At 40.0% G+C, this 22,927-nt stretch carries 15 protein-coding genes; 10 read left to right on the forward strand and 5 right to left on the reverse strand.

The annotated features are described in order from the left end of the window. Nucleotides 1-357 precede the first annotated feature (357 nt). Nucleotides 358-2,517, reverse strand: a complete 2,160-nt coding sequence (locus ISX59_RS04760; protein ID WP_220575707.1) for a glycoside hydrolase family 97 protein — start codon at nt 2,515-2,517, stop codon at nt 358-360. A gap of 151 nt (nt 2,518-2,668) precedes the next feature. On the opposite strand from ISX59_RS04760, the gene crcB reads away from it, so the two are divergent. The 3 genes from crcB (at nt 2,669) to eno (ending at nt 5,167) form a co-directional block, all read left to right on the forward strand. After that, the gene (gene crcB, locus ISX59_RS04765; protein WP_005809844.1) at nt 2,669-3,055 is read left to right on the forward strand and encodes a fluoride efflux transporter CrcB; all 387 of its coding nucleotides are present in this window, start codon (nt 2,669-2,671) and stop codon (nt 3,053-3,055) included. Nucleotides 3,056-3,063: 8 nt separating this feature from the next. Continuing rightward, on the forward strand, nt 3,064-3,729 hold the full coding sequence (locus ISX59_RS04770) for a pentapeptide repeat-containing protein (protein WP_032540879.1): 666 nt from the start codon (nt 3,064-3,066) through the stop codon (nt 3,727-3,729). 148 nt (nt 3,730-3,877) lie between these two features. Further along, on the forward strand, nt 3,878-5,167 hold the full coding sequence (gene eno, locus ISX59_RS04775; RefSeq protein WP_005775910.1) for a phosphopyruvate hydratase: 1,290 nt from the start codon (nt 3,878-3,880) through the stop codon (nt 5,165-5,167). 231 nt (nt 5,168-5,398) lie between these two features. Here the strand turns inward: eno and ISX59_RS04780 are convergent, their stop codons facing one another. After that, nucleotides 5,399-6,568 (reverse strand): 6-bladed beta-propeller, encoded by a 1,170-nt coding sequence (locus tag ISX59_RS04780; RefSeq protein WP_005809846.1) that lies wholly within the window; start codon nt 6,566-6,568, stop codon nt 5,399-5,401. A gap of 925 nt (nt 6,569-7,493) precedes the next feature. Here ISX59_RS04780 and ISX59_RS04785 point away from each other — a divergent pair. From ISX59_RS04785 to ric, 4 genes are all read left to right on the forward strand, one after another. After that, entirely contained in the window at nt 7,494-8,354 is an 861-nt protein-coding gene (locus tag ISX59_RS04785) for a hypothetical protein (protein WP_005809848.1), read from the forward strand. A 9-nt stretch (nt 8,355-8,363) separates the two neighbouring features. Further along, complete coding sequence (locus ISX59_RS04790) at nt 8,364-8,759, forward strand: thiol-disulfide oxidoreductase DCC family protein (RefSeq protein ID WP_005809850.1); 396 nt, start codon at nt 8,364-8,366, stop codon at nt 8,757-8,759. 63 nt (nt 8,760-8,822) lie between these two features. Then, on the forward strand, nt 8,823-9,287 hold the full coding sequence (locus tag ISX59_RS04795) for a MaoC family dehydratase (RefSeq protein WP_005775901.1): 465 nt from the start codon (nt 8,823-8,825) through the stop codon (nt 9,285-9,287). 163 nt (nt 9,288-9,450) lie between these two features. Beyond that, nucleotides 9,451-10,179 (forward strand): iron-sulfur cluster repair di-iron protein, encoded by a 729-nt coding sequence (gene ric / locus ISX59_RS04800; protein WP_005809855.1) that lies wholly within the window; start codon nt 9,451-9,453, stop codon nt 10,177-10,179. Nucleotides 10,180-10,415: 236 nt separating this feature from the next. Here ric and ISX59_RS04805 read toward each other — a convergent pair whose 3' ends face one another. Together ISX59_RS04805 and ISX59_RS04810 are read right to left on the reverse strand one after the other, a co-directional pair. Continuing rightward, nucleotides 10,416-11,015 (reverse strand): hypothetical protein, encoded by a 600-nt coding sequence (locus tag ISX59_RS04805; RefSeq protein ID WP_005809857.1) that lies wholly within the window; start codon nt 11,013-11,015, stop codon nt 10,416-10,418. A 181-nt stretch (nt 11,016-11,196) separates the two neighbouring features. Further along, entirely contained in the window at nt 11,197-13,086 is a 1,890-nt protein-coding gene (locus tag ISX59_RS04810) for a fimbrillin family protein (protein WP_005809859.1), read from the reverse strand. 289 nt (nt 13,087-13,375) lie between these two features. Between ISX59_RS04810 and ISX59_RS04815 the strand changes: the two genes are divergently transcribed. Further along, nucleotides 13,376-13,477 (forward strand): DUF4372 domain-containing protein, encoded by a 102-nt coding sequence (locus ISX59_RS04815; protein WP_157195908.1) that lies wholly within the window; start codon nt 13,376-13,378, stop codon nt 13,475-13,477. Between the two features lie 137 nt (nt 13,478-13,614). On the opposite strand, the gene ISX59_RS04820 is transcribed toward ISX59_RS04815, so the two are convergent. After that, complete coding sequence (locus tag ISX59_RS04820) at nt 13,615-17,481, reverse strand: TIM-barrel domain-containing protein (RefSeq protein WP_005809861.1); 3,867 nt, start codon at nt 17,479-17,481, stop codon at nt 13,615-13,617. 387 nt (nt 17,482-17,868) lie between these two features. Between ISX59_RS04820 and ISX59_RS04825 the strand changes: the two genes are divergently transcribed. Both ISX59_RS04825 and ISX59_RS04830 read left to right on the forward strand, forming a co-directional pair. Further along, on the forward strand, nt 17,869-19,863 hold the full coding sequence (locus tag ISX59_RS04825; RefSeq protein WP_032529852.1) for a site-specific DNA-methyltransferase: 1,995 nt from the start codon (nt 17,869-17,871) through the stop codon (nt 19,861-19,863). 21 nt (nt 19,864-19,884) lie between these two features. Continuing rightward, the gene (locus ISX59_RS04830) at nt 19,885-22,917 is read left to right on the forward strand and encodes a type III restriction-modification system endonuclease (protein ID WP_032529853.1); all 3,033 of its coding nucleotides are present in this window, start codon (nt 19,885-19,887) and stop codon (nt 22,915-22,917) included. Nucleotides 22,918-22,927: the final 10 nt, after the last annotated feature.

Consider the following 22,927-nt stretch of genomic DNA (forward strand, 5'->3'; position numbering starts at 1 on the left):
TCATAACAGAATAATTTAACAATGTTAAGGAGAAAACAAAGATCGTTATTCCCTCTGTACAAAGAACAAATCTTTTAAATGCAAACAACTTGTTCTTTGCATTCAAAAAACAAGCTTTAACTCTATGTTAAAGTTAGCTTTATAAACATTCAACATTAGACTATTAATCACTTGATTAAAAACGATATAATCAATAAAGATAAGAACAGCAGATAAAAATAGAAAGTCAAGAGATGACTCACTTAATTGATAATATAGTAACTATCAACAAAAGGAGTCCGGACATACATATTGTGTATCCGGACTCTTTCATTTCAAAAAAATAACCAAACTAACCTTTTTACCACTAACCCACCTTTATTTCCACTTTTTAAGTTCTTTTCGGTCGGCCGGAGTAGCTTCTATCAGACTGAGAGCGAAACCTCCACTACGAGCCAATTTAGTAGAAATCTTGGTTTTATTAGTCACTATACCTTTCTTAATCTCATAAGAGGTCGGATTCTTCTCATAATCCGCATCTTTCCCATCAGCATATAAAGTGGCTACATACTGTTTCCCCGGATCCAGGAAATCAAGAATAAATGTAGAAGTACGGGAATTTTCACCTGTAATACCTCCAACAAACCAATTATCGGTTCCTTTGGCTTTTCGAGCCACCGTGATATATTCTCCCGGTTCTGCTTCAATATATTTACTGTCATCCCAATCTACTGCCACGTCTTTAATAAACTGAAATGCATCCATGTGGCGCTCATAACTCTCCGGAAGATCGGCAGCCATTTGCAGCGGACTATAAAGTGTAACATAAAGAGCCAATTGTTTTGCCAAAGTGGTATGCACAAAACTATGTTCACCACTCAAGAAAGACAATTGAGTGTCAAAAATACCTGGAGTATAATCCATTGGACCACCAATCAAGCGTGTAAAAGGAAGCAATGTAGTGTGGAATGGTTTATTCCCACCAAAAGCTTCATATTCTGTTCCACGGGCAGACTCGTTACCGATCAGATTCGGATACGTACGACACAATCCGGTTGGACGAACGGCTTCGTGAGCATTTACCATGATTTTATGATCGGCTGCTTTCTTCACTGCATAGAGATAATGATTATTCAGCCATTGCCCGTAATGATGCTCACCGCGTGGGATTATATTGCCTACATATCCGCTCTTCACAGCGTTGTAGCCGTTATCTTCCATAAATTGGTAAGCTTTGTCCATATGGCGTTCATAGTTACGAACAGATGCAGAGGTTTCATGGTGCATCATCAACTTTACCCCTTTATTCTTGGCATATTCATTCAACATTTTCACATCAAAGTCAGGATATGGAGTGACGAAATCAAACACATAATCTTTTGACTTGCCAAACCAGTCCTCCCATCCTTCATTCCAGCCCTCAACCAATACCTGGTCAAAACCGTGTTCAGCGGCAAAATCGATATAACGTTTCACATTCTCATTATTGGCACCATGACGCCCATTGGGCTTGGTCTTAGCATAATCGGTCTCACCCAACTTCACTGAATAAACGTCGTCAGTATAAGCCCATGTACTTTTACCCGTAATCATCTCCCACCATACACCTACATATTTGACAGGCTTAATCCAAGAAGTATCCTCCAATTTACATGGCTCGTTCAGGTTTAATGTTAATTTGGAAGTAAGAATGTCACGTGCATCATCACTGACCATGATTGTACGCCATGGAGACTGACAAGGAGTCTGCATATATCCTTTATCTCCCTGTGCATCAGGAGTCAGCCATGATTCAAAAACAAAGTTTTTATCATCTAAATTAAGATGCATACAAGAGTAATCCACCAAGGCAGCTTCATGAAGGTTGATATACAATCCATCATCGGTCTTCATTTGTAAAGCAGTCTGAACCCCGGTAGGAGAAAAAGGAGTCTGGGAAGCATTGGGAGTAACAGCTGTTTTCATCAGGCCACGTATTTCCGAAAGCTTCGATCGAGTATAATCATATTCTTGTGTATCATAATCGCCCGGTATCCAGAAAGCAGTATGATCGCCTGTCATAGCAAATTGGGAATGCTCCTCTTTTATCACAAAATAATTCAGATTCTTTTGCTGCGGAAATTCATAGCGAAAACCAAGTCCGTCATCATATAAACGAAAACGAATCAACATCTTACGATCCAGAGCTTTTTGGTCTAAAGTTACCGCAAGCTCATTATAATTGTTACGGATTTGCTTTACTTCTCCCCAAACAGGTTTCCAGGTTTCGTCAAAAGAAGAAGTCTTGGCATCAATCAATGTAAAACCATCCATCAGACCGGGATCATCTTTCAGTTCAAGGCCCAGTTTAGAAGGTTTAATCACTTCTTTACCCTTATAAGAAAGTTCATACACAGGCTCCCCTTTTCCATTCACCGAAAAGTTCAGTTTCAAGAGTCCATTTGGAGAAGTAATGCTTTCGGCCATTGCCACACTACTCACTAAAAGAGAAAGAAAAAAGCAAGCCAACTTAAAAGTCAGTTTATTCATGTTCTTCATGATATGGTTTAATATAAATTAGTAATCATGCAACAAAGATAAGCAAGAAGCAGATTCCGGTTCGACGAATAGAACCGAAATAAAGAAGATTTATCAGAAAACGTTTGCATAAACAGTTGACAGTGGTAACTTTGCCAACAAAATAAAAAAGATGAAAGAGATTATTTATATATTTATCGGAGGAGGCATAGGCAGTGTATCCCGCTATCTGGCACAAATAGCCGTCAACGAGAAACTTAGCCCTACTTTTTTCCCCTTTCCGTGGGGAACATTTGCCGTGAACATTGCTGGAAGTTTGTTAATAGGATTATTTTATTCACTTTCAGAACGTCTTGATCTATCCTTCGAATTAAGGCTATTTCTGACTGTTGGTTTCTGTGGAGGTTTTACCACATTTTCTACTTTGGCTAATGATGGCCTGAGTTTACTGAAAGGAGGCTTCTACGGCATATTCGCATTTTATACATTAGCCAGTATGATACTCGGGCTTTTAGCCGTATTAGGTGGAGGATACCTCGGAGAACATTTAAAACAATAGACTAATATATGAAACCAGCAATTAAGAAAGTCCAACCTGTTAAAGTCATAGCCCCATTCATCAATGAGCAGTCCGAAAGCATCACTCCGCTCGATATTTTGGTGGATGAAGAGAAAATTTCTGATTTATATTTCTCTAAAGGAGTTGTCCGACAAGTAAATAAGCCCTATCTAAGTATTAACAATTGTACTTTCAAACAACAAATATTCAACGAATGCCAGTTGAAATCAGCCCAATTAACAGACATACGTTTTGAAAATTGCGACTTATCCAACGTGTCTTTTGCCGGAACTACTTTCTACCGGGTAGAATTTATATCATGCAAGCTCTTAGGAACAGGTTTTCCGGAAGCCACCCTAAACCATGTCCGGATGGAGCATTGTTATGGACAATATATCAATCTTTCCATGACGAAAATGCGAACCGTTCGTTTCAGCCATTGTGATTTTCGAAACGCCAGCCTCAATGACAGTAAATTAATACCAGCAGCTTTCGACAATTGTGAACTGCTTGAAGCAGATTTTTCGCATACGTCTTTAAAAGGTATCGACCTAAGGAGCTCAAGAATAACAGGTATTCAACTAAACATAGCTGACCTGAAAGGGGCTATAGTCAGTTCATTACAGGCAATGGACTTACTGCCTCTGTTAGGAGTCAAGGTTGAAGACGACTGAACTTTTCCACCCCTCTCTTTGTTTTATAGTATAAAAGCGATAATACTGATTTATAGGGAAAGAGACCGCACGGAATACCTATTAATAGTTATTCTACCGCTTCCCATAAGTGAGTACATTTGCAGAGACTAAAAAAACAAGAGAAACAATGAAAATAGAAAAAATTACAGGACGAGAGATTCTCGACTCAAGAGGTAACCCTACAGTAGAAGTAGACGTAGTATTGGAATCAGGCATCATGGGACGTGCATCCGTTCCGTCGGGCGCATCGACCGGTGAGCATGAAGCGCTTGAACTCCGCGACGGTGATAAACATCGTTACGGCGGTAAGGGTGTACAGAAAGCAGTAGAGAACGTTAATAAAGTCATTGCCCCACATCTGATTGGTATGTCAGCCCTCGACCAAATGGGCATTGACCATGCTATGCTGGCACTGGACGGAACAAAGACAAAAGCCAAACTGGGTGCAAACGCTATCCTGGGTGTTTCACTTGCCGTAGCCAAAGCAGCTGCCAATTATCTTGATATTCCCCTTTACAGATATATCGGCGGCACAAATACTTATGTTTTGCCCGTCCCAATGATGAATATCATTAATGGAGGATCACATAGCGATGCCCCAATCGCCTTTCAAGAATTTATGATTCGCCCAGTTGGTGCAAACTCTTTCAAAGAGGGACTGCGCATGGGCGCTGAAGTATTCCACGCCTTGAAAAAAGTATTAAAAGACCGTGGTTTGAGTACAGCTGTAGGTGATGAAGGAGGCTTCGCTCCGAATCTGGAAGGCACAGAAGATGCACTAAACTCTATCCTTGCCGCTATTAAAGCTGCCGGATATGAACCGGGTAAGGATGTAATGATCGGCATGGACTGCGCTTCTTCCGAATTCTATCATGACGGTATCTACGATTACACCAAGTTTGAAGGTGAAAAGGGTAAAAAACGTACAGCCGAGGAACAGATTGACTATCTGGAGAAACTTATCAACGAATATCCGATTGATTCCATCGAAGACGGTATGAGTGAAAATGACTGGGAAGGCTGGAAAAAATTAACTCAACGTATCGGTGACCGCTGCCAATTGGTAGGTGATGACCTTTTCGTTACTAATGTTGATTTCCTGGCAAAAGGTATCGAAAAAGGTTGTGCCAACTCTATTCTGATTAAAGTAAACCAAATAGGTTCGCTGACAGAAACATTAAACGCTATTGAAATGGCACACCGCCACGGATATACAACAGTCACCTCTCACCGTTCCGGCGAAACAGAAGATGCAACCATTGCAGATATTGCCGTAGCAACAAACAGCGGACAGATTAAAACCGGTTCGTTGAGCCGTTCGGACCGCATGGCGAAGTACAATCAGTTGCTCCGTATAGAAGAAGAATTGGGTGACCGTGCTGTATATGGTTACAAACGAATTACCGTAAAAGGCTAAATAAAATCATGATAAGCATAGCATGATGAAAGGTTAGTTATTTTTATAATGATTGAATGTAAATGTGAAAAGGAGGTTGTGTCAAATACGCTTTGACACAACCTCATAGTATACGTAAAGAACAAGAGCAACACCATCTATTCGGTCAACAATCCTGCGAATGGAATAAAAGGAGTGTTCAGCAGGTGGTGGATGATCCACTGCTCTTGATAAAATAGTTGGTTGCCTTTTTCATTTTAAACCACTATTTTTTTGCTTTACCAACATGATTACAGGATTGTCTTCTTCATTCAACTTTGAAGCAATATCTTTCAATTTGCCATCTTTCAGTTGCTCTTTCTTATAAATCTCAACAAGTCGGGATGCACTTAAACTCGTGACATTTTCGATATCGCGATTAATTGATTTCGCCGTCATAGCTACAGTTCTTTTTTCTGCATAGTCATCATTATATACGGCAACTTGAAATATGGCTTTTTCCTTCTTGTCGTACACCAGCCCATCTGTATAGAATCCGTTACCTTTTTCAAAGTTAAATACATTTTTAACGGTTTCCATAAAGTAATAACGGTCGGTATGAATACCCATATAAAGAAAAATTTCAGGCTCCATAGTATTTGCAGAGGGGGTTCTTACAATAAAGGGGCTTAATGTACCATCCGGTGCATAGTTATACAATGTATCGGCTGATGCGTCCATAAGTGTCCATTTGCCGTTACTTAGGCGTATTTGGTAAGAATAATTTGCTATAAATCGATCTCCATCAGTCACAATCGGTGTGTTAATAGTTTTAAAAGGAATAAAAATTTCCCGGGTGATACTTCCATCCTGTTTTGATATAAGAATATGGTACGATTTGTTTCTATCTTTTCCTTTGTTATGATAATCTGACATATCATAACAGATCAAATTATGTTTGTCATAATCAAAAATAGATGAAATATCTCTACCAAGATTCAAACACCGTTTGAATTCTCCGTTAAGATCGTATACTAAGATTTTATTTCCCGGTGACTTTACGAATATTTCATCATTGTTTTCATCAAGAATAATCTCATTAATCCTTGCATATTCTTCTGCCCCTTGCCCTCGCCGATTTATCTTTTTTAATCCTTTACCGGTTTGCCTGTCAAAAATAAAAATATCCCCATCATTATTCCTATTGGTTACCAATAAGTATTCTTTTCCCACATCTTGTACTAAGCCTTGTGTAAGAAACTCATCTGTAGTTTCCAGCGCAACATATTCCACATTCATAAAATCCTGAAGAATCAATTCTTTTTTAGGATAGCTTTTCGAAACGTCCACGATGATTAAATCATCGTTTGATTGTTTATTTCTTCCACATCCAGTCAATACTACCAACAGAATGACTGTCAAAACAGTGTTTACTTGTTTCATCTTATTTGTTTTATTTGTTTTTTTATGTAACAAAGATTAGTACGATCAATAATTATTTTAAATTTTTCATATTCAATTCCTTTTAAGGTTAAGAAACGGGCTGAAGTGTTTCGGGGTAAATATACCACTATCTGATGTCTAAAGCAAGAAAAAAACATTAATATACAAGAAATCAAAAAGAATAAATTAAGCGACAAGATTCTATTATTGAAAGAATATCACAATATCGACTTCTCTTTTTTTCCATCATTCGAACTATTCGAATTGAATAATAGATTACTGCCTTTGTCTGATTTCTATCTTTCTGCTTCAGAAATGCATAGGGTTGTGTGGATTGGTTATAAACTATCTTTTGAGATCTACATTCATTTCGTTATGAATGAAATACCGGTTATACCTGTAACATGTTCATTGTTATCGGAGAAATTGTTATCTGAAGGATTGGAATATGATCAGGGGGATAAAGAAATTCAGTAATATTGTACCGGTGGGGATATCATCGTTATTGGGTGGATGACGTATGATAGCCTTTTTATGTCTGAAAACGAGTAATGGAACTTGTTAATGGTTAACAATACAAGTGTGAAATGTTAATAAGTTATCGGTAACATTAAACCATGTTATAATAGAGCAGAATATCGTGCGTAAATTTGCTAATTAGTTGGGAATCGGTATTTTTGTATTGTGTTTTTTCATAAGTATTAGATTTAAGGTTAACAAAAGATTGGTTGCTCGGGACGAGTAGCCATTTTTTGTTTTATGCAGTAATGTGGTTTCGCTTCCGATGATATTTATTTCTTTAATTTCCCTGTTCCCTTTGTAATTTATAGATGGTTTTGAGAGCAAAACGACTTTTATATTGTTATTAGTGCAATATCAGCTATCTATAGGCTTGTTCTATTTACTAATTATTAAAGGAAACATTATGAAAAAGAATCTATTGTTTTTTGGAGCACTTGTGAGTGCTTTTCTGTTGGCCTCTTGTTCGGGTGGAAGCAAGAGCAAAGCTCCTGTTGCCAGTACGGCAGATATTGAAAATGCGACAGAGGTAATCAAATATTATAATACTTCTCTCGGAGTATTAAAAGATATGGTGAAGGAAAAAGATGTAAATGCCGTTTTGGATTATATGGAACAAAAAGGAAAAGTACCGGCTCTTACCGCCATCGCCCCACCGACAGTTGTTGCAAAAGATTCGGCGACGGTGATGAATCCCGGAGATTACTTCAATGGAGAAACCCGCCAGAATCTGGTGCAGAACTATGCCGGATTGTTTAAGGCGAGAGCAGAGTTCTACGCAAATTTCGATACCTATCTTTCTTACTTGAAAAAGAAAGATGTAACCAAAGCGAAGCAACTGTTAGAGGCGAATTATCAGTTGAGCACACAGATGTCTGAATACAAGCAGAATGTTTTTGATATTCTGAGTCCGTTTACCGAACAGGCTGAACAGGTGCTTCTGGCGGACAGTCCGCTGAAAGAACAGATTATGTCTGTACGGAAGATGTCTGCTACGATGCAGAGTATTTTGAACCTGTATGCACGTAAGCATATGATGGATGGCCCCCGCATTGACCTGAAAGTAGCTGAACTTACCAAACAACTCGATGCTGCTAAAAAACTTCCTGCCGTGAATGGTCATGAAAGCGAGATGAAGTCTTATCAGACTTTCCTTTCACAGGTAGAAATATTTATCAAACAGGTGCAGAAGGCTCGGGAAAAAGGAGAATACAGTGATGCCGATTATGATATGTTGACCAGTGCATACGAGACTTCCATTATTTAGAAAAATAGAATGAATATTATACTTTTCGATGGTATATGTAATCTCTGCAACGGGACAGTTTCTTTTATTGTAAAGAGGGATAAAAGAAAGCTGTTCCGTTTTGTTTCACTGCAATCTGAAGCGGGTAAAACTTTGTTGGGCCGGTATGCTGTTGAAAGTAGTAATAAGACTCTCTATTATTTTCGGAAAGGAGATTGTTATTCTAAATCTACGGCTATACTTTATATCTTAAAAGACCTGGGAGGATTCTGGCAGTGTTTTTATCCATTGATCCTGATTCCGGTAAAAGTAAGGGATGCATTGTATTTATTGGTTTCCAAATATCGGTATCGGATATTTGGGAAAGTAGATTCATGTACTAAGCCGGCGAGTTTTTCTGATGAAGAATCTAAAAGACCGGATTAATTTTAACTTATCTAAAAAAAATATATCTTTGTAGCAAAGATGTACATTTTTAAATGAAGAAATATGGATAAAGTAATTATTAATTCTTATGAAGATTTTGAGAAATTAGTGGGGCAGCAGATTGGAGTCTCTGACTATCTGGAGGTTTCTCAGGAACGTATCAACCTTTTCGCTGATGCAACATTAGATCATCAGTGGATTCATGTGGACACAGAGCGTGCTAAGGTGGAGAGCCCTTATCATAGCACCATTGTTCACGGATATCTGACATTGTCATTACTTCCTCATTTGTGGAATCAGATTATTGAAGTAAATAATTTGAAGATGATGATTAATTATGGTATGGACAAGATGAAGTTCGGGCAAGCAGTACTGTCAGGTCAAAGTGTGCGACTGAAGGCAAGTCTGCATTCTCTTACTAACTTGCGTGGTGTGGCTAAAGCTGAAATTAAGTTTGCGATTGAGATTAAAGATCAGCCTAAGAAAGCACTCGAAGGTATCGCTATCTTTCTGTATTATTTTAATTAAGAAAAGAATATGGCATACACAAGTTATAGAAAACTGTGTATGCCATTGTTTTATACTTCATATTGCTTCGAAAGACAAAAGAAAATCCTTCCTGTAACATTGGTTACAAATTATTTGTTTTCTGTTCCCTACCTTTGTCCTCTGAATAATAAAAGAGGAAAATATGAAAGATTATAAACTTATGACAGTCGGCCAGATTGTAGCCGATCGTTTTGACCACGCAAAGGTATTCAATAAGTATGGCATTGATTTCTGTTGCAATGGAGATGTCTCGCTGACTGATGCTTGTGAAAGAGCCGGAGCAGGGGTGGACAGTTTGTTGGAAGAGTTGAGGCAAACGCAACCGAACCATTCTCCGATTTTTGATTTTAAAAGTTGGCCTATGGATTTATTGGTAGATTACATCCTGAAATTCCATCATCGTAATATCCGTTACCAGGGACCGCAGATTCTTCAATTGCTTGATAAAGTTTGTGAGGTACACGGTGAGAAACATCCGGAACTTCATGAGATACGTGGGTTGTTTCAGGAGTCCTGGATAGATCTGAATAATCATCTTACCAAGGAGGAAATGGTGTTGTTTCCTTATATATACGATTTGTTCGATGCAGTGACCCAACACCGCCCCGTTCCGCCTTTTCATTGTGGCAGTGTCAGTAGCCCTATTTCGGTAATGATGCATGAACATGATGCCGAAGGTGAACGTTTTCGCCGGATTTCTTTATTGGCTCAGGGATATTTAGTACCCGATGATGCTTGTGACACCTACAGGTTATTGTTTGAGATGTTGGAGACATTTGAGAAAAATTTGCATCATCATATTCATTTAGAAAATAATATTGTTTTTCCTATGGCTATAGAGCTACAGGAGAACTGTGAACGAATGTGTTAATTGTTAACGTTTTTAGCCTAAAGTATTAACAAAACAAGATCGAGTATTAAACGGTGTTATAATACAGGATATTTTTGCTCTGATATTTGCTAATTGCTTGAAATTCGGTATATTTGTATTGTGTTTTTTTCATAAGTATTAGATTTAAGGTTAACAAAAGATTGGTTGCTCGGGATGAGTAGCCATTTTTTGTATTCGATACTTTGGTTATTTATTCTTCAATTAGAGTATGACGTTTAAAATCTATATCCCAGTCCTATTCTCACAGTAGGATAGATGGCGGAATTGCCGTTGGAGGACTTTATATAACCGGCTCCGCCAGATAGATCGAAAAGAAAATGTTTCCATACGCGTCGAAATCCCCAATATGGGGTGATAACATATATATGCGCTGTTTTTACTCCGCTGCTGATGGCTATTGGAAAAGAATATCCGAAACAGGCAGATAAATACCCACCGGAATTGCTCCAAGTACGCTTGCCATTGCGATGCCTTTTCTTCAGGTTATAATAAAAACGTGGTTCTATGGCTAAATCTCCGGTTACTAAATGATAGTCTTTGGTGGCGATATGAAATTCGCGAAGTGATTCCATTTTGAGTTGCCATGTTCTTCCAAAAGCATAAGAAGCTCCTGCGCTAAAAATAACAGTACCTTTCGGAGCAAAAGCATATTCATAACTATATGCCAGTCCGATACCATTTAAACTGATACTGTGACCGGAGACGGTTTGGAATTGGGCAGATGCATCTGGTCTTTTTTGAGGATTGTGCTCAGCATGGATAGAGAGGGCGAATAATGTAAGTAGAATTGTGGTGATAAATAATACTTTCTGCATATGTTTTCTGTTTTGGGTTTTATAATTGATTTCTTGATTATAAAGACAGAAAAAAGAAGAAGATTCCCTATTCGAATGAAGAGAATAATTTAACGATAAAATACAGAATCTAAAGTTTGGGCCAGTAGCGGTGAGGAGATCTACCTAAACTTTAGATTCTGTATGATAGGCAAAGTGCTTGTTATTTACGGATGCATCTGACAGAAAGAGCTCTGTCTGTTATATTGCCGTCTTTTATTTCATTTGTAGTATGCAGCAAATAGATTGCTTTATTTATTTGATTTCCAGATGAATTGGTAGACCAGTATACCACCGTATATAAGCCGTTGGTATACCCGTTCTTACTTTTTAGAATATATCCTTCCGGCATTCCATTGAATCCTGTAGTGTTAAGTATAGGAAGCTTGTCACCGTTTTCATCGCTTGACCATGGCCCAGATTTCAGTTTAGAAGCATCATTGTTTATATATTGCTTTAGTTGTTCCCACTCGGTTTCGGTAGGAATATTCCATCCTTGGGGTGATAACTTGCCTGAAATAACAGCTTCAGAATTGTAAAAGTAAAAATTTTGAGGCGCATCTTGATATTTCCCGGTGTAATAGCCTGCTGTTGCCGTGAAATCCTTTTTCAAAGTAATTGTTTTACCGTCGGTATAGCGTGTCGCTTCCAAACTACGTCCCATCCAATATTGGATTCCTATTTTTACTATAGGATAAGTTTTGGTTTCCGTATTCCGTATATCTGTCAAGACATCTTCTTGCAATCGTACAGGTAGAGGATTTTCCGGCTTGGATATTGATATTGAGTTATCTTCGGCTATGTAGAAATCGTTGATGACGCTTTGATTTCCGGGCGTGTAGGCTAATACATTATTAACTTTGTTCCAAGAGACCTTGCCTCCGTGAACGGCTGCTGTTTCGTCAAGTAAACAAATTACCGTGCCGTTGTTTAAATCTGTTTCTCCATTTAGAACAGGATAGGCGACGATGGCTTGTGCATCGATATTGTCTGCCAATAGATACTCTTTACAGATCTCTGCTACCTGCGTCCCTTCGTTAATGGCTTTATATACATTACTCTTACTGAATTTCAGTGCAGCCAGGTGAATTATACCTGATGTTTCCTGAGCTGTCGTTTCACCCGACTCCCCTTCTGTCCAGTCTGCAATGCTATGATCGAAGTTGTTGATTTGAATACCTTCGGATGATTTATAGATAATGCCTATGGAACAGCTTTTTTCACTGGACAGCTGAAAGTTGTCCGGAAATGGGCAACTATAGCTCTTTCCATCTATTTCCATATTTATGTAGTGACTGTCAGACTCTATTTTTTCGGGTATCAGTATCGCTTTTTTGCCTATAAGGGTATTATTCTCTATTTTCCATTCTCCATAAGGAATAATGCCGCTCGTTTGTCCCGATGACTCGAATTGGCCGGTGAGAAAATCATAAGATGCTTCCGAATGGAATCCGTTTAAGGATAAGGTAGGGTTATCAGCCAAGAGCTCTTGTAAGTCTTCTCCGGCTGCGGGTCTTATAATGATTTCCAGTTTGCAAAGTTTGTGTTTATATTCCATGGCAACCATGTTCTGGCTGGGTGTAATGTCATTGTTTACAGCGATCATAAAGTCGGAAAGTGATAGTCCGCCCACAGTACTTTGGTCGGTCCGTATCTGGACCTGCATTGTACTTTTGTCCGGTTCAATACCTGTTTCTTGAAAAGGATAATAACTGATGAAGTTACATTCTCCGTTTCCTTTAGGATAATAAATCGTTTCTTCCGGTTCGAAGCCGGAGGTTTGGGAACATGTGAAACGCATATTGTCAATGTATCGTTTCTGATTGATAGTTGATGGTTGTGTCAATACATACAAGCCAATGGCGTCCTTTTCTTGAAATTTGTTATCAATAACACGTGTGGGGTTGCATAAAATTTGTGTAGAAAGGCGGATAGGAATTTCTCCGGGAAGGGTTGTCGATTCTTCTGAAATTTCATTTACACAGGAAGTGCTGACAAGCAGGGGCATCATTATGAATTTTATCATAAAGGATGCAATTTTCATGTTTTTCATTGTAGTATATAGTTTAATTTGTGTTTTAGTTTCATTGTTTAACTATATGTTTAAGGAGTAACAAAGCTACTATTATTAATACAATTATTACTATGAATTATGATAATATTTTGTATTTATATAATAAATGTTTCACTACTGTTCCGTTAAAGTAAATAATAGTTCTTTGAAATGATTGAAATATAGTCGATTAAGTTATATTTTGAAATAAAACGGATTTGAATTTCTATTTTTGCAGCTGTAATGATGAATCAAGATAAATACACTTTTTCTCAACTTTTCCACTTTTTTGAACAGAACTCGGTTTAACAACTACGTTCGTAAGTACGATGTCAACCGTTATGTGAAGCATTTTACTTACTGGAACCAAATAGAAAAATCGCCAAGTTAGTATTTCTAACTTGGCGACTCTCACTTTTGCTCTTCAAGAGGGCACTGAAAAGCCATCTGTTTTTTCAGTGCCCTCGGAAATTTCCGGGCAGCTTTTTATTTTTCTCCGTTCAAACGGCGGAGTATTCTTACACAAGTTTAAAACTTACGTGTGTTCAGGTTCTTGTCGACCAAAACGCCATCAATAGCTTTCAGATCAAACTTCACGGCACGTTTCGCTTTCAGCTTCAGAATAAACAGATCGTTTGTTCCTTCAAGGGCTTCTTTAGCTCCAAGGTTAACGAATGTAGGATAGAGTGCTTTTGTACCATTGGTATGGAGTCTGTCGTAAGTCAGATTTTCCATTGCTTTAAGGTTCAAAGGTTCGACACCTACAAATTCATAATCTTGCTGATTGTATGGCAACGCAAAACTCAAGGCATTTACAGAACGGAGGTTGACACCTTTTACAAGCACTTCAACCACATCACCCTTACTGTAATTTCGTTTAGCCGTACTGATCTCAATAGTACCATCCAGTTTCTCAATCGGTTCATCACTGACACCATCTTCCAATTGTGTTGCCACAACAGAAATGTCATAAGCATCGATCAAACCATTCTGGTCGATATCACCTACGCTGATATAGCCTTCATAGTCGGAATCACCTTTTCTCAGACCGGTATAGTTGGTATACGAAGTTAAATCGTTATTATCGATCTTACCGTCGTTATTGATATCACCCTGCAAACGGCTCTCTGTTCCAGGAACTTTAAATACATACAATTCTCTACCCGAACCATAATTGTTCACACCTTCCGTTACAGCCAGTTTGATATAGCGTGCAGTCGGGCGCTCAGTAAATGTAAATACTTTCACATCACCATTACGTTTCCAGTCGATTGCTCCGGCCTCAGTCCAATTCTCTTTATCCATACTGTAATATACAGTACCTTTCAGAATCGTTCCGTTACCACCGTCGGTACGTGGCAGGTATTCGAATTTATCCAACTGGTTCACAGTTCTCAAGTCGATAATCATATCATATGGCAGCGCTTTTGCTCCATACTTCGTATGCCACATATCACCCAATTCGGCAAAGTCGAACAAACGATCGATATCAAATCCTTCCTGATTCTTCGCAGTTGTTTCACCCTTGATTCCGTGAAGAGCAAATTCCAGCGGGTTCGCTTTTGTCTTAGCGCTGAATTCAGCCCAATCCGAATAGCCATCCTTGTTTACGGCACGGATCTTGAATGCGTAGTCGGTTTCAGCAGCCAGCCCGTCAAACAGCAACTCAGTATCCTTAATTGTTGTATACAACATGCCATTGAACTCTATTTCATAGAAATCGGCATTCGGCACTTTGCTCCATGTAGGTTTCAAAGTGTAAGCTTCAATATTCTCGGCAGTAATCTGAGCTGCAGGAGCAGTCAGCGAACCGGACGTAACTCTGTAATTATCGGCAGGCGCATACTGGAAGCCTTCGATATTCATCACAACCTGATTTTTAGTAATGTCAGTAGCAGCCAACTTCACAAGAAGCTGAGGATTCTTAGTGATTACCTTCTTTTCAAATTCACTGCCTTTCGTAGCAAATTTATTCAGATTAGGAGCAGCATCATAGAAGTATACATTCTCACCTTTCTGGAAATCATCCATAGAGAGCACTTCGATCAACTTCACTTTGCTTTTGCCCACCTGAGCAGAAACTTTCTTTGGTTTGGCAGTAATATTTACCCTAAACTCAGTAGCTTTCTCTTTTACAAAACCGTCGAAATCACCCTGTGTAGGACGAATAGAAATCTTCACATTGTTTTTCGAATCAACATTTGACTCAATGAAAGTTGTGGCACCTTTACCATCCTTATATGCTTCCGATACACCGTCATCATCATATTCAACAGTCATCATGTGCTTATACGGATAGATCTCGTAGATACGAAGTCCTTTGTTGATTTCAGCAACGTTATTGTTAGGATTGGTCATCGGGATAATAGCTCCGTTCTTCACAAATACCGGAAGTTTCCAGAGAGGAGCAGCAAAGTTGTTGAGTACACAGTTACCCTGATATTTTTCTCCGGTGAAATAATCGATCCATTCTCCTTCAGGCAGATAAATACCGTCACGGATATCATTCCCTTCAGCATCTGCTTTTGTGGCTTTATAGATAGGTGCTACCAGGAAGTCGGTACCATACATAAACTGATACTGCGTGGCTGTACCCAGAGTATAAGCATTCGGATATTCCAGGAACATAGCACGAATAAGCGGCATTCCGGTTACAGCTTCTTTCGCAAAACTATAAGTATAAGGCATCAATTCCGATTTCAGTTTCAGATACCAGCGGTTGATAGAAGTGGCAGGTTCGCCCAAAGCATGCGGATATTTTTCGTTCGATCCCCATCCATCCATATTCAGCTGCATCGGAGTGAAAGTTTTCCACTGGAAGTCTCTGGTGTTGACAATCATATTCTTGCCGCCGAAGATACCATCCATATCCGAAGAGATGTTAGGCTGACCTGACAGACCTGAACCGATATAAGTCGGGATGTGGAAACGGATGTACTCCCATACACCGCCTGTCTGGTCGCCCGACCAGATTCCGGCATATCGTTGTGTACCGGCCCAACCATCGAGTGAAATAATGAACGGACGGGCATCATCTCCGTAATAAGGCATAATATGACCTACGTCTGCCACACCATTCAGTCCGAAGGAATATCCCCAGCCTACCCATGCAACGTCTGTTTTCAATACACGCACACCGGCATCTCTCACTTCCTTCACAATATCTCTTTGCAGCAATGCACTCACACCTTCTTTCGGATGCAAGTCAGACTGTGTCCACAAACCGATTTCGACACCATTCTTACGAGCATAGTCGCCCAGACTTTTCAGATTCTGGATGTTTCCGTCAAGGGTTTCGGTCTGTCCGTATCCGGCACCATATCCGTCGTTTGGCAGCAACCAGCCTAAAGGCATGTCATGATTCTTATAGCGATCAATCACTGCACGGGCCGAGAACTGATAATTATTCTTTTCTCCGTTCAATGATTCCTTGATTCCACCATTATCTTTCTGGCTTTCCTTATAGCGTTTTCCGTCTTCGAACAAGATTCCTTTTTCGTCTTCCTTCCAGTAGTCACGGTTATAAGCATTCAAGTGACCCTGATAAAAACCGAACTTAGGCAACAACACCGGATTACCGGTCAATTGATAAAAGTCATTCAGAATCCCTACGGCACCATCACTAACCATATAGAATACATCAAGGTAAGGAGAATCGTGCATAAGCTTCACTTTACCTTTTTCTTCCGCACCGAAATCATATTTACCCGGTTTGAAAGTATACCACATCATACCATAGCCGTTAGTAGACCAATAGAAAGGTGTGGGTGAAGCTACTCCACCGTCTGTCCAGCTATTTTCGTTTACAATATTAATTGCTTTTCCTTTGTGCGAAAAACGTCCGTTCTGCACACCGCCGCCATAGAAATATTCGTTGGGGTTCTCTTTCAGAGTTACAGTAACTTTTCCTTTATCAAAAAGTACCGGTTCGGCTTCTTCAAAAGCTACGGTATTCTTTTCCAAGTCGATCACTTTCATCAAAGAGGTATTCTTATCGATTTCCACCTTGATTTTCCCCGTAGTGATAGAAAGGAGATTACCGCCATCATTTAAGTCAAGCGTAGAGACTGTGTTTCTGGGATTATTTACCAGAATTTGTGCTTCAGGTTTCGCTTCCGGATCACGGATGATTCCTCCATCATTGTCCTGAAATACTCTGAAGATGTTCTCTCCGTAGAAATCGAATGTCATTCTCTGGTTATTAGAGAACAGTACTTCAATCGTAGTCGGATTGATTTTCTTTGCACTAACGATCTTCAAGTTTTGTTGTGTCACTTCTCTAACGATTTCGGACCGATGCATAGCCTGCATAGGCGAACCGGAAAACATCAGAGGCAAAGCGAGAGCGAAGAGCACTGCTTTTCGCTGCTTACAATTACCAATTGCGTTCTTCATGATTTTTACTATAAAATTTCAACTAAATATTACTCCATTCTGTCAATAGATTGAATACGCAAAAATAGGCAAAAGTATTCAGAAAAGGCATATTCTATGAAAATAAATACAAGTAAATACACTTGCTTCCTATAATTCAAGAAACACCTTCACACTCTATGCCCGTTTCCTCCTAATCATCAATCGAAAAACATGAGGGTGTTTTTCGATTGATGATTAGAACATAAGACTATCCGGTCAGCAAGATAAAACACTTACCTTATTACCTAATCCAACAACCGGTTCGGAATAGCGGTACGTTACTTCCCAAAACACACATTATTTATAGAGGAAATTAGCCAATCAGAATGAAAATCTTAACTTTGCAGGACAAAAATGAAATCATATATGGAAAAGCTAAAAATGGAATCTGTGAGTATCGCAGAGGACAGCCTGAATAAAATAGCCGAACTCTTCCCGAACGTAGTCACTGAATCGATGGGTAAGGACGGACAGCTACATAAAGCTATCGACTTTGATAAACTGAAATTCCTCCTTACAGCCAACCAAGCAGAAATGGGAGTGGTATATGATGACGACGAACGTTACGAATTAACATGGGTGGGCAAGAAGCAGGCGATAAGAGAGGCGGCGCATCCTATCCGCAAAACATTGCGTCCCTGCCCGGAAGAGAGCAGGAATTGGGAACAGACCCAAAACCTATACATCGAGGGAGACAATCTGGACGCAATGAAACTCCTGAAAAAGAGTTATGCAGGAAAGGTAGACGTTATCTATATCGATCCGCCTTACAACACGGGTAAAGACTTTATCTTCAATGATACATTCGCTCTTTCACAGGAAGAATCCGACGAGAAACAGGGAAGATATAATGAAGAAGGACAACGATTGTTTCAGAATACGGAGGCTAACGGAAAGTTTCACTCCGATTGGTGTAGCATGATGTATGCCCGGCTGATGCTTGCCCATACCCTGTTAAATGATAATGGCATCATTTTCATTTCCATTGATGATCACGAACTGGCAAATCTGATTAAAATAGGCAATGAAGTATTCAATGCTTCTAATTTCATCGATGTATTTAATTGGGCAAAGACGGAAACTCCGGAAAATCTCTCGAAAAAAAGCAAGCAAATCATCGAATACATCGTCTGCTATCAGAAGAAGAAAAACGACATGAAATTCCAGGGTCTGAAGAAGGAGTCGGTCAGTTCAAACGGTCTGTTGAATCAACCGAATTCCGTCGGCATTCTGACTTTCCCGGCCAACAAAGTAGTTACTTCCATCCCCGACGGAGTGATCAAAGCGGGCATGTACGGAACAGATGCGTATGACGTGGAATTACTGGAAGATACCACCGTACGTGACGGACTGTTTACAGCCCCCGTCAAGCTGAAAGCCAAATTCAAATGGAGTCAGGAAAATCTGGAGAAAGAGATAAAAAAAGGAACAACCATCAAAATACCGACTCTTAAGTTAAGTCCTTCGTACGAAAAACTGGAATATGACCCGGAAGTTCCACCCAACCTGATCAATTACAAAGTAGGAGTTGAAACTAATGAGCAGGCCGGTAACTATCAGCTACAGTTCTTTGATAAGAAAGTGTTCAACTTTCCGAAACCTGTCAGTCTGATTCAATATTTATGTGAGTTTATCGACACCAAAAACAAAGATTGTATTGTGATGGACTTCTTCTCTGGTAGTGGCACTACTGCCGAAGCGGTTATGCGGATGAACATGAAACCGCGTAAAAACAAGGTGAAGTACATTCTCGTACAACTGCCGGAAGATGTGACTGAAACAATAAAAAAGGCCAAGACTCCCAGTGAAAAAGAGATCATGCAAAATGCGATCGACTTTCTCACGGAAAAGCATAAAGCATTGAACATCTGCGAACTGTCCAAAGAGCGTATTCGACGTGCCGGAGACACGATTGAGGCGGAATGCAACCAACTTAAATTAAAGAACCGCCCGGACATCGGTTTCCGTGTTTTTCGGATTGCCGACAGCAATATGAAGGACGTGTACTACAGTGCAAAGGAATATTCACAGAGTGATTTATTCTATTTCACTGATAATATCAAAGAAGACCGTACCGGACTCGATCTGCTTTATGGTTGCCTGACCAACCTGGGACTATCCCTGTCACTCCCACACAATGAAGAGGATATAAATGGATATACGGTTTATTCTGTCGACAAGACCGAATTAATGGCATGTTTCGCTGAACAGATTCCCGAAAAAGTCTTCCGTGAAATAGCCGGCAGGCAACCGCGCCGGGTCGTCTTTCGGGATGCCTCGTTCAGGGATAGTGCCGATCGCATCAACATAGACGAGATATTTAAAACGTTATCTCCCGGTACTATGATCGAGATTCTTTAAACAGAGAAGGAAGGTACAGAAATGAAATTAAAATTCAAACATCAAAAGTTTCAGGAAGACGCAGCAAAAGCGGTATGTGATGTCTTTGCCGGGCAGCCATACAAGATGCTCGACTATCAAGTAGAGACCCGGAAGAAAGACGGACAGACCAGTTACGAAAGGTTTACAGGATTCCGTAACCACCCTGTCGTACCCCAACTCACAGATGAAATCGTTCTGAGACATATCCAGAATATCCAGCGTGCCCAACAAATCAAACCGTCGGAAGCACTGGAAGGGAAATACAACCTCACCATCGAAATGGAGACGGGTGTAGGTAAAACGTATACCTACATCAAAACCATCTTCGAACTGAATAAACGCTACGGTTGGTGCAAGTTCATCATTGTCGTACCCAGTGTTGCCATCCGCGAAGGAGTCCACAAAAGCCTGGAGATTATGAAGGAACACTTTGCCTCGGATTACAGCACCCCTCTGTCTTATTTCATCTACGACTCCAAACAGTTGGGTGAATTGAACGCATTTGTCACAGACAGCAGAATCCATGTAATGATCATCAATTCACAGAAGTTCAATGCTACGAACAAAGACGCCCGCCGCATCTACATGAAACTGGATGATTTTGGCGGCAGCTGTCCTATCGATGTGATTGCGCAGATGAATCCGATACTGATTATCGACGAACCCCAGTCGGTAGAAGGAGTCAAAACAAAAGAGGGATTGAAACGATTCAATCCCCTGTTCACACTGCGTTATTCGGCTACACACCGCGAACTCTATAACCTGGTCTATCGCCTGGACGCGATGGAAGCTTACAACCTGAAACTGGTTAAGAAGATTGCCGTCAAAGGTATTTCCATCAGTGGAACAACAGCCACTGAAGGCTTCGTCTATCTGGAAGGTTTAAATCTGTATCCGGACAAAAATCCGACTGCCAATATCGGATTCGAAGTAAAAAGAACCAAAGCAGTGAATCAGGTAGTACGGGCTCTGAAAGTAAATGATGACTTGTACGCTAAATCAAACCGTCTGGAAGAATACCGGAACGACTATGTAATTACAGATATCAACGGCGTTGAAAATTCCGTCACCTTCCGGAACGGCATCAAGCTTTATGCAGGTGACGTAACGGGTAGCGTCAACGAAACTCAACTACGACGTATCCAGATACGAGAAACCATCTTATCACATATTAAGAAAGAACAGGAACTGTTTGAGAAAGACATCAAAGTTCTCTCCCTTTTCTTCATCGATGAAGTAGCCAAATACCGCCAGTATAACCCGGACGGAAAAGGAGAATATGCCGAGATTTTCGAGCAGGAATATACCGATATCATAAAGCACTTGGACCTTTCGTTATTCAATCAGCCGGAATATATCAATTATCTAAAATCGACCGTGGCATCAAAAGCTCACGAAGGGTACTTCTCCAAAGATAGAAAAGGAAAGCTGATTGACAGTAAAACCGAGCGGGGAACCAAAGAATCAACAGATGAGGAGGCATACGATTTGATTATGAAAAATAAAGAACGCCTGCTTGACCGAAAAGAGCCGATCCGCTTTATTTTTTCACATTCCGCCCTGCGGGAAGGATGGGATAACCCGAACGTCTTTCAAATCTGTACCCTGAAACAAAGTTCGGCAGAGGTACGCAAGCGTCAGGAGGTGGGACGCGGGCTGCGCCTCTGCGTAAACGGACAGGGAGATCGCATGGACGCCAACGTTTTAGGCAAAGAAGTGCATCGTGTCAACCTACTGACCGTGATAGCCAGTGAATCGTATGAATCGTTTGCCAAAGGCTTACAGACAGAAATGGCAGAAGCCATAGCCGACCGCCCACAAAAAGTAACTATCCAATTATTCAAGGACAAGACTCTCCGATTGCCTAATGGTGAAACCATCATAGCAACCGAAGATATAGCACAAAGTATCTACGACTCTTTACTTGAAAACAAGTATATCAAGAAAGGAGAACTGACGGACAAATTCTATGATGACCGTAAACAGGGAGAAGTGATTTTCGACGATGAGCTCACCGATTATAAGGCGTCTATCATGACCATCCTAACCTCTATCTATAATCCAAGAGAGATGCAGCCGGACGATGCAAGGAAATACAACATAAATCTTCGGTTGTCGAAAGATAAACTTGAAAACAGCAAACTTCAGGAATTGCTAAAGCTACTATGCAGCAAGTCAACCTACACCGTAAAGTTTGACGAAAAAGAATTGGTAGAGAAAGCAATCGGGAGCTTAAATGAAAAGTTAAGAGTACCCCAGCTCTATCTTTCTGTCATTACAGGCCAAATGGACGAAATCAAGTCTAAAGCAACTTTGGTTTCGGGAGAGGCATTTAAAGTAGATCCCAATCAGGCGCACTATGAAAAGATAGATGCCATGGCAAACGATCAAGTAAAATATGACTTACTCGGTAAACTCACAAACGCCACAAATCTGACCCGAAAGGCAGTTGCTCAGATTCTTGCCCGGATAAAACCGAATGTATTCGCCCAATTCAGAAATAATCCCGAAGATTTTATTATTAAGGCTTCGGAACTGATTAACGAAGAAAAAGCGCGTCTGATAGTACAACATATCGAATATAGCCCAATCGACCAGTACTATGATGTATCGGTCTTTACCCAGGCAGCTGTTCAAGGATGTTTGGGAGTAAACACAATGAAAGCAGATAAACATCTGTACGACCATGTGAGATTCGACTCTCGAAATGAAAAAACATTCATGGAAAAACTGGAAGAAAATGACGAAATAGAAGCTTATGTAAAACTACCCAACAGTTTCTATATCCCTACTCCAATGGGAAAATACCATCCGGACTGGGCCATCGTCTTCAAACAAAAGTTGTCGAAGTATCCTTATTTTATAGCCGAAACCAAAGCCAGCGATTCTTCCCTGCAAGACCGGGAAATAGAAAGGGCAAAGATAGAATGTGCCAAAAAACATTTTGCGAATGTAAACGGTGGAAAGCTTAAATATGATAAAGTAAGTTCCTTCGAGGAACTTTTGAAAATTGTCGCACAAGATCCCGTTTAAATCCAATAAA

The sequence above is a fragment of the Bacteroides sp. FSHCM14E1 genome, from assembly GCF_019633785.1.
In the GTDB taxonomy this organism is placed as follows: domain Bacteria; phylum Bacteroidota; class Bacteroidia; order Bacteroidales; family Bacteroidaceae; genus Bacteroides; species Bacteroides hominis.

What these genes read in the sequence shown, in the direction of transcription:
- ISX59_RS04760 (WP_220575707.1), bottom strand. Translation starts at nt 2,517, where the DNA reads ATGAAGAACATGAATAAACTGACTTTTAAGTTGGCTTGCTTTTTTCTT.
- crcB (WP_005809844.1), top strand. Translation starts at nt 2,669, where the DNA reads ATGAAAGAGATTATTTATATATTTATCGGAGGAGGCATAGGCAGTGTA.
- ISX59_RS04770 (WP_032540879.1), top strand. Translation starts at nt 3,064, where the DNA reads ATGAAACCAGCAATTAAGAAAGTCCAACCTGTTAAAGTCATAGCCCCA.
- eno (WP_005775910.1), top strand. Translation starts at nt 3,878, where the DNA reads ATGAAAATAGAAAAAATTACAGGACGAGAGATTCTCGACTCAAGAGGT.
- ISX59_RS04780 (WP_005809846.1), bottom strand. Translation starts at nt 6,568, where the DNA reads ATGAAACAAGTAAACACTGTTTTGACAGTCATTCTGTTGGTAGTATTG.
- ISX59_RS04785 (WP_005809848.1), top strand. Translation starts at nt 7,494, where the DNA reads ATGAAAAAGAATCTATTGTTTTTTGGAGCACTTGTGAGTGCTTTTCTG.
- ISX59_RS04790 (WP_005809850.1), top strand. Translation starts at nt 8,364, where the DNA reads ATGAATATTATACTTTTCGATGGTATATGTAATCTCTGCAACGGGACA.
- ISX59_RS04795 (WP_005775901.1), top strand. Translation starts at nt 8,823, where the DNA reads ATGGATAAAGTAATTATTAATTCTTATGAAGATTTTGAGAAATTAGTG.
- ric (WP_005809855.1), top strand. Translation starts at nt 9,451, where the DNA reads ATGAAAGATTATAAACTTATGACAGTCGGCCAGATTGTAGCCGATCGT.
- ISX59_RS04805 (WP_005809857.1), bottom strand. Translation starts at nt 11,015, where the DNA reads ATGCAGAAAGTATTATTTATCACCACAATTCTACTTACATTATTCGCC.
- ISX59_RS04810 (WP_005809859.1), bottom strand. Translation starts at nt 13,086, where the DNA reads ATGAAAAACATGAAAATTGCATCCTTTATGATAAAATTCATAATGATG.
- ISX59_RS04820 (WP_005809861.1), bottom strand. Translation starts at nt 17,481, where the DNA reads ATGAAGAACGCAATTGGTAATTGTAAGCAGCGAAAAGCAGTGCTCTTC.
- ISX59_RS04825 (WP_032529852.1), top strand. Translation starts at nt 17,869, where the DNA reads ATGGAAAAGCTAAAAATGGAATCTGTGAGTATCGCAGAGGACAGCCTG.
- ISX59_RS04830 (WP_032529853.1), top strand. Translation starts at nt 19,885, where the DNA reads ATGAAATTAAAATTCAAACATCAAAAGTTTCAGGAAGACGCAGCAAAA.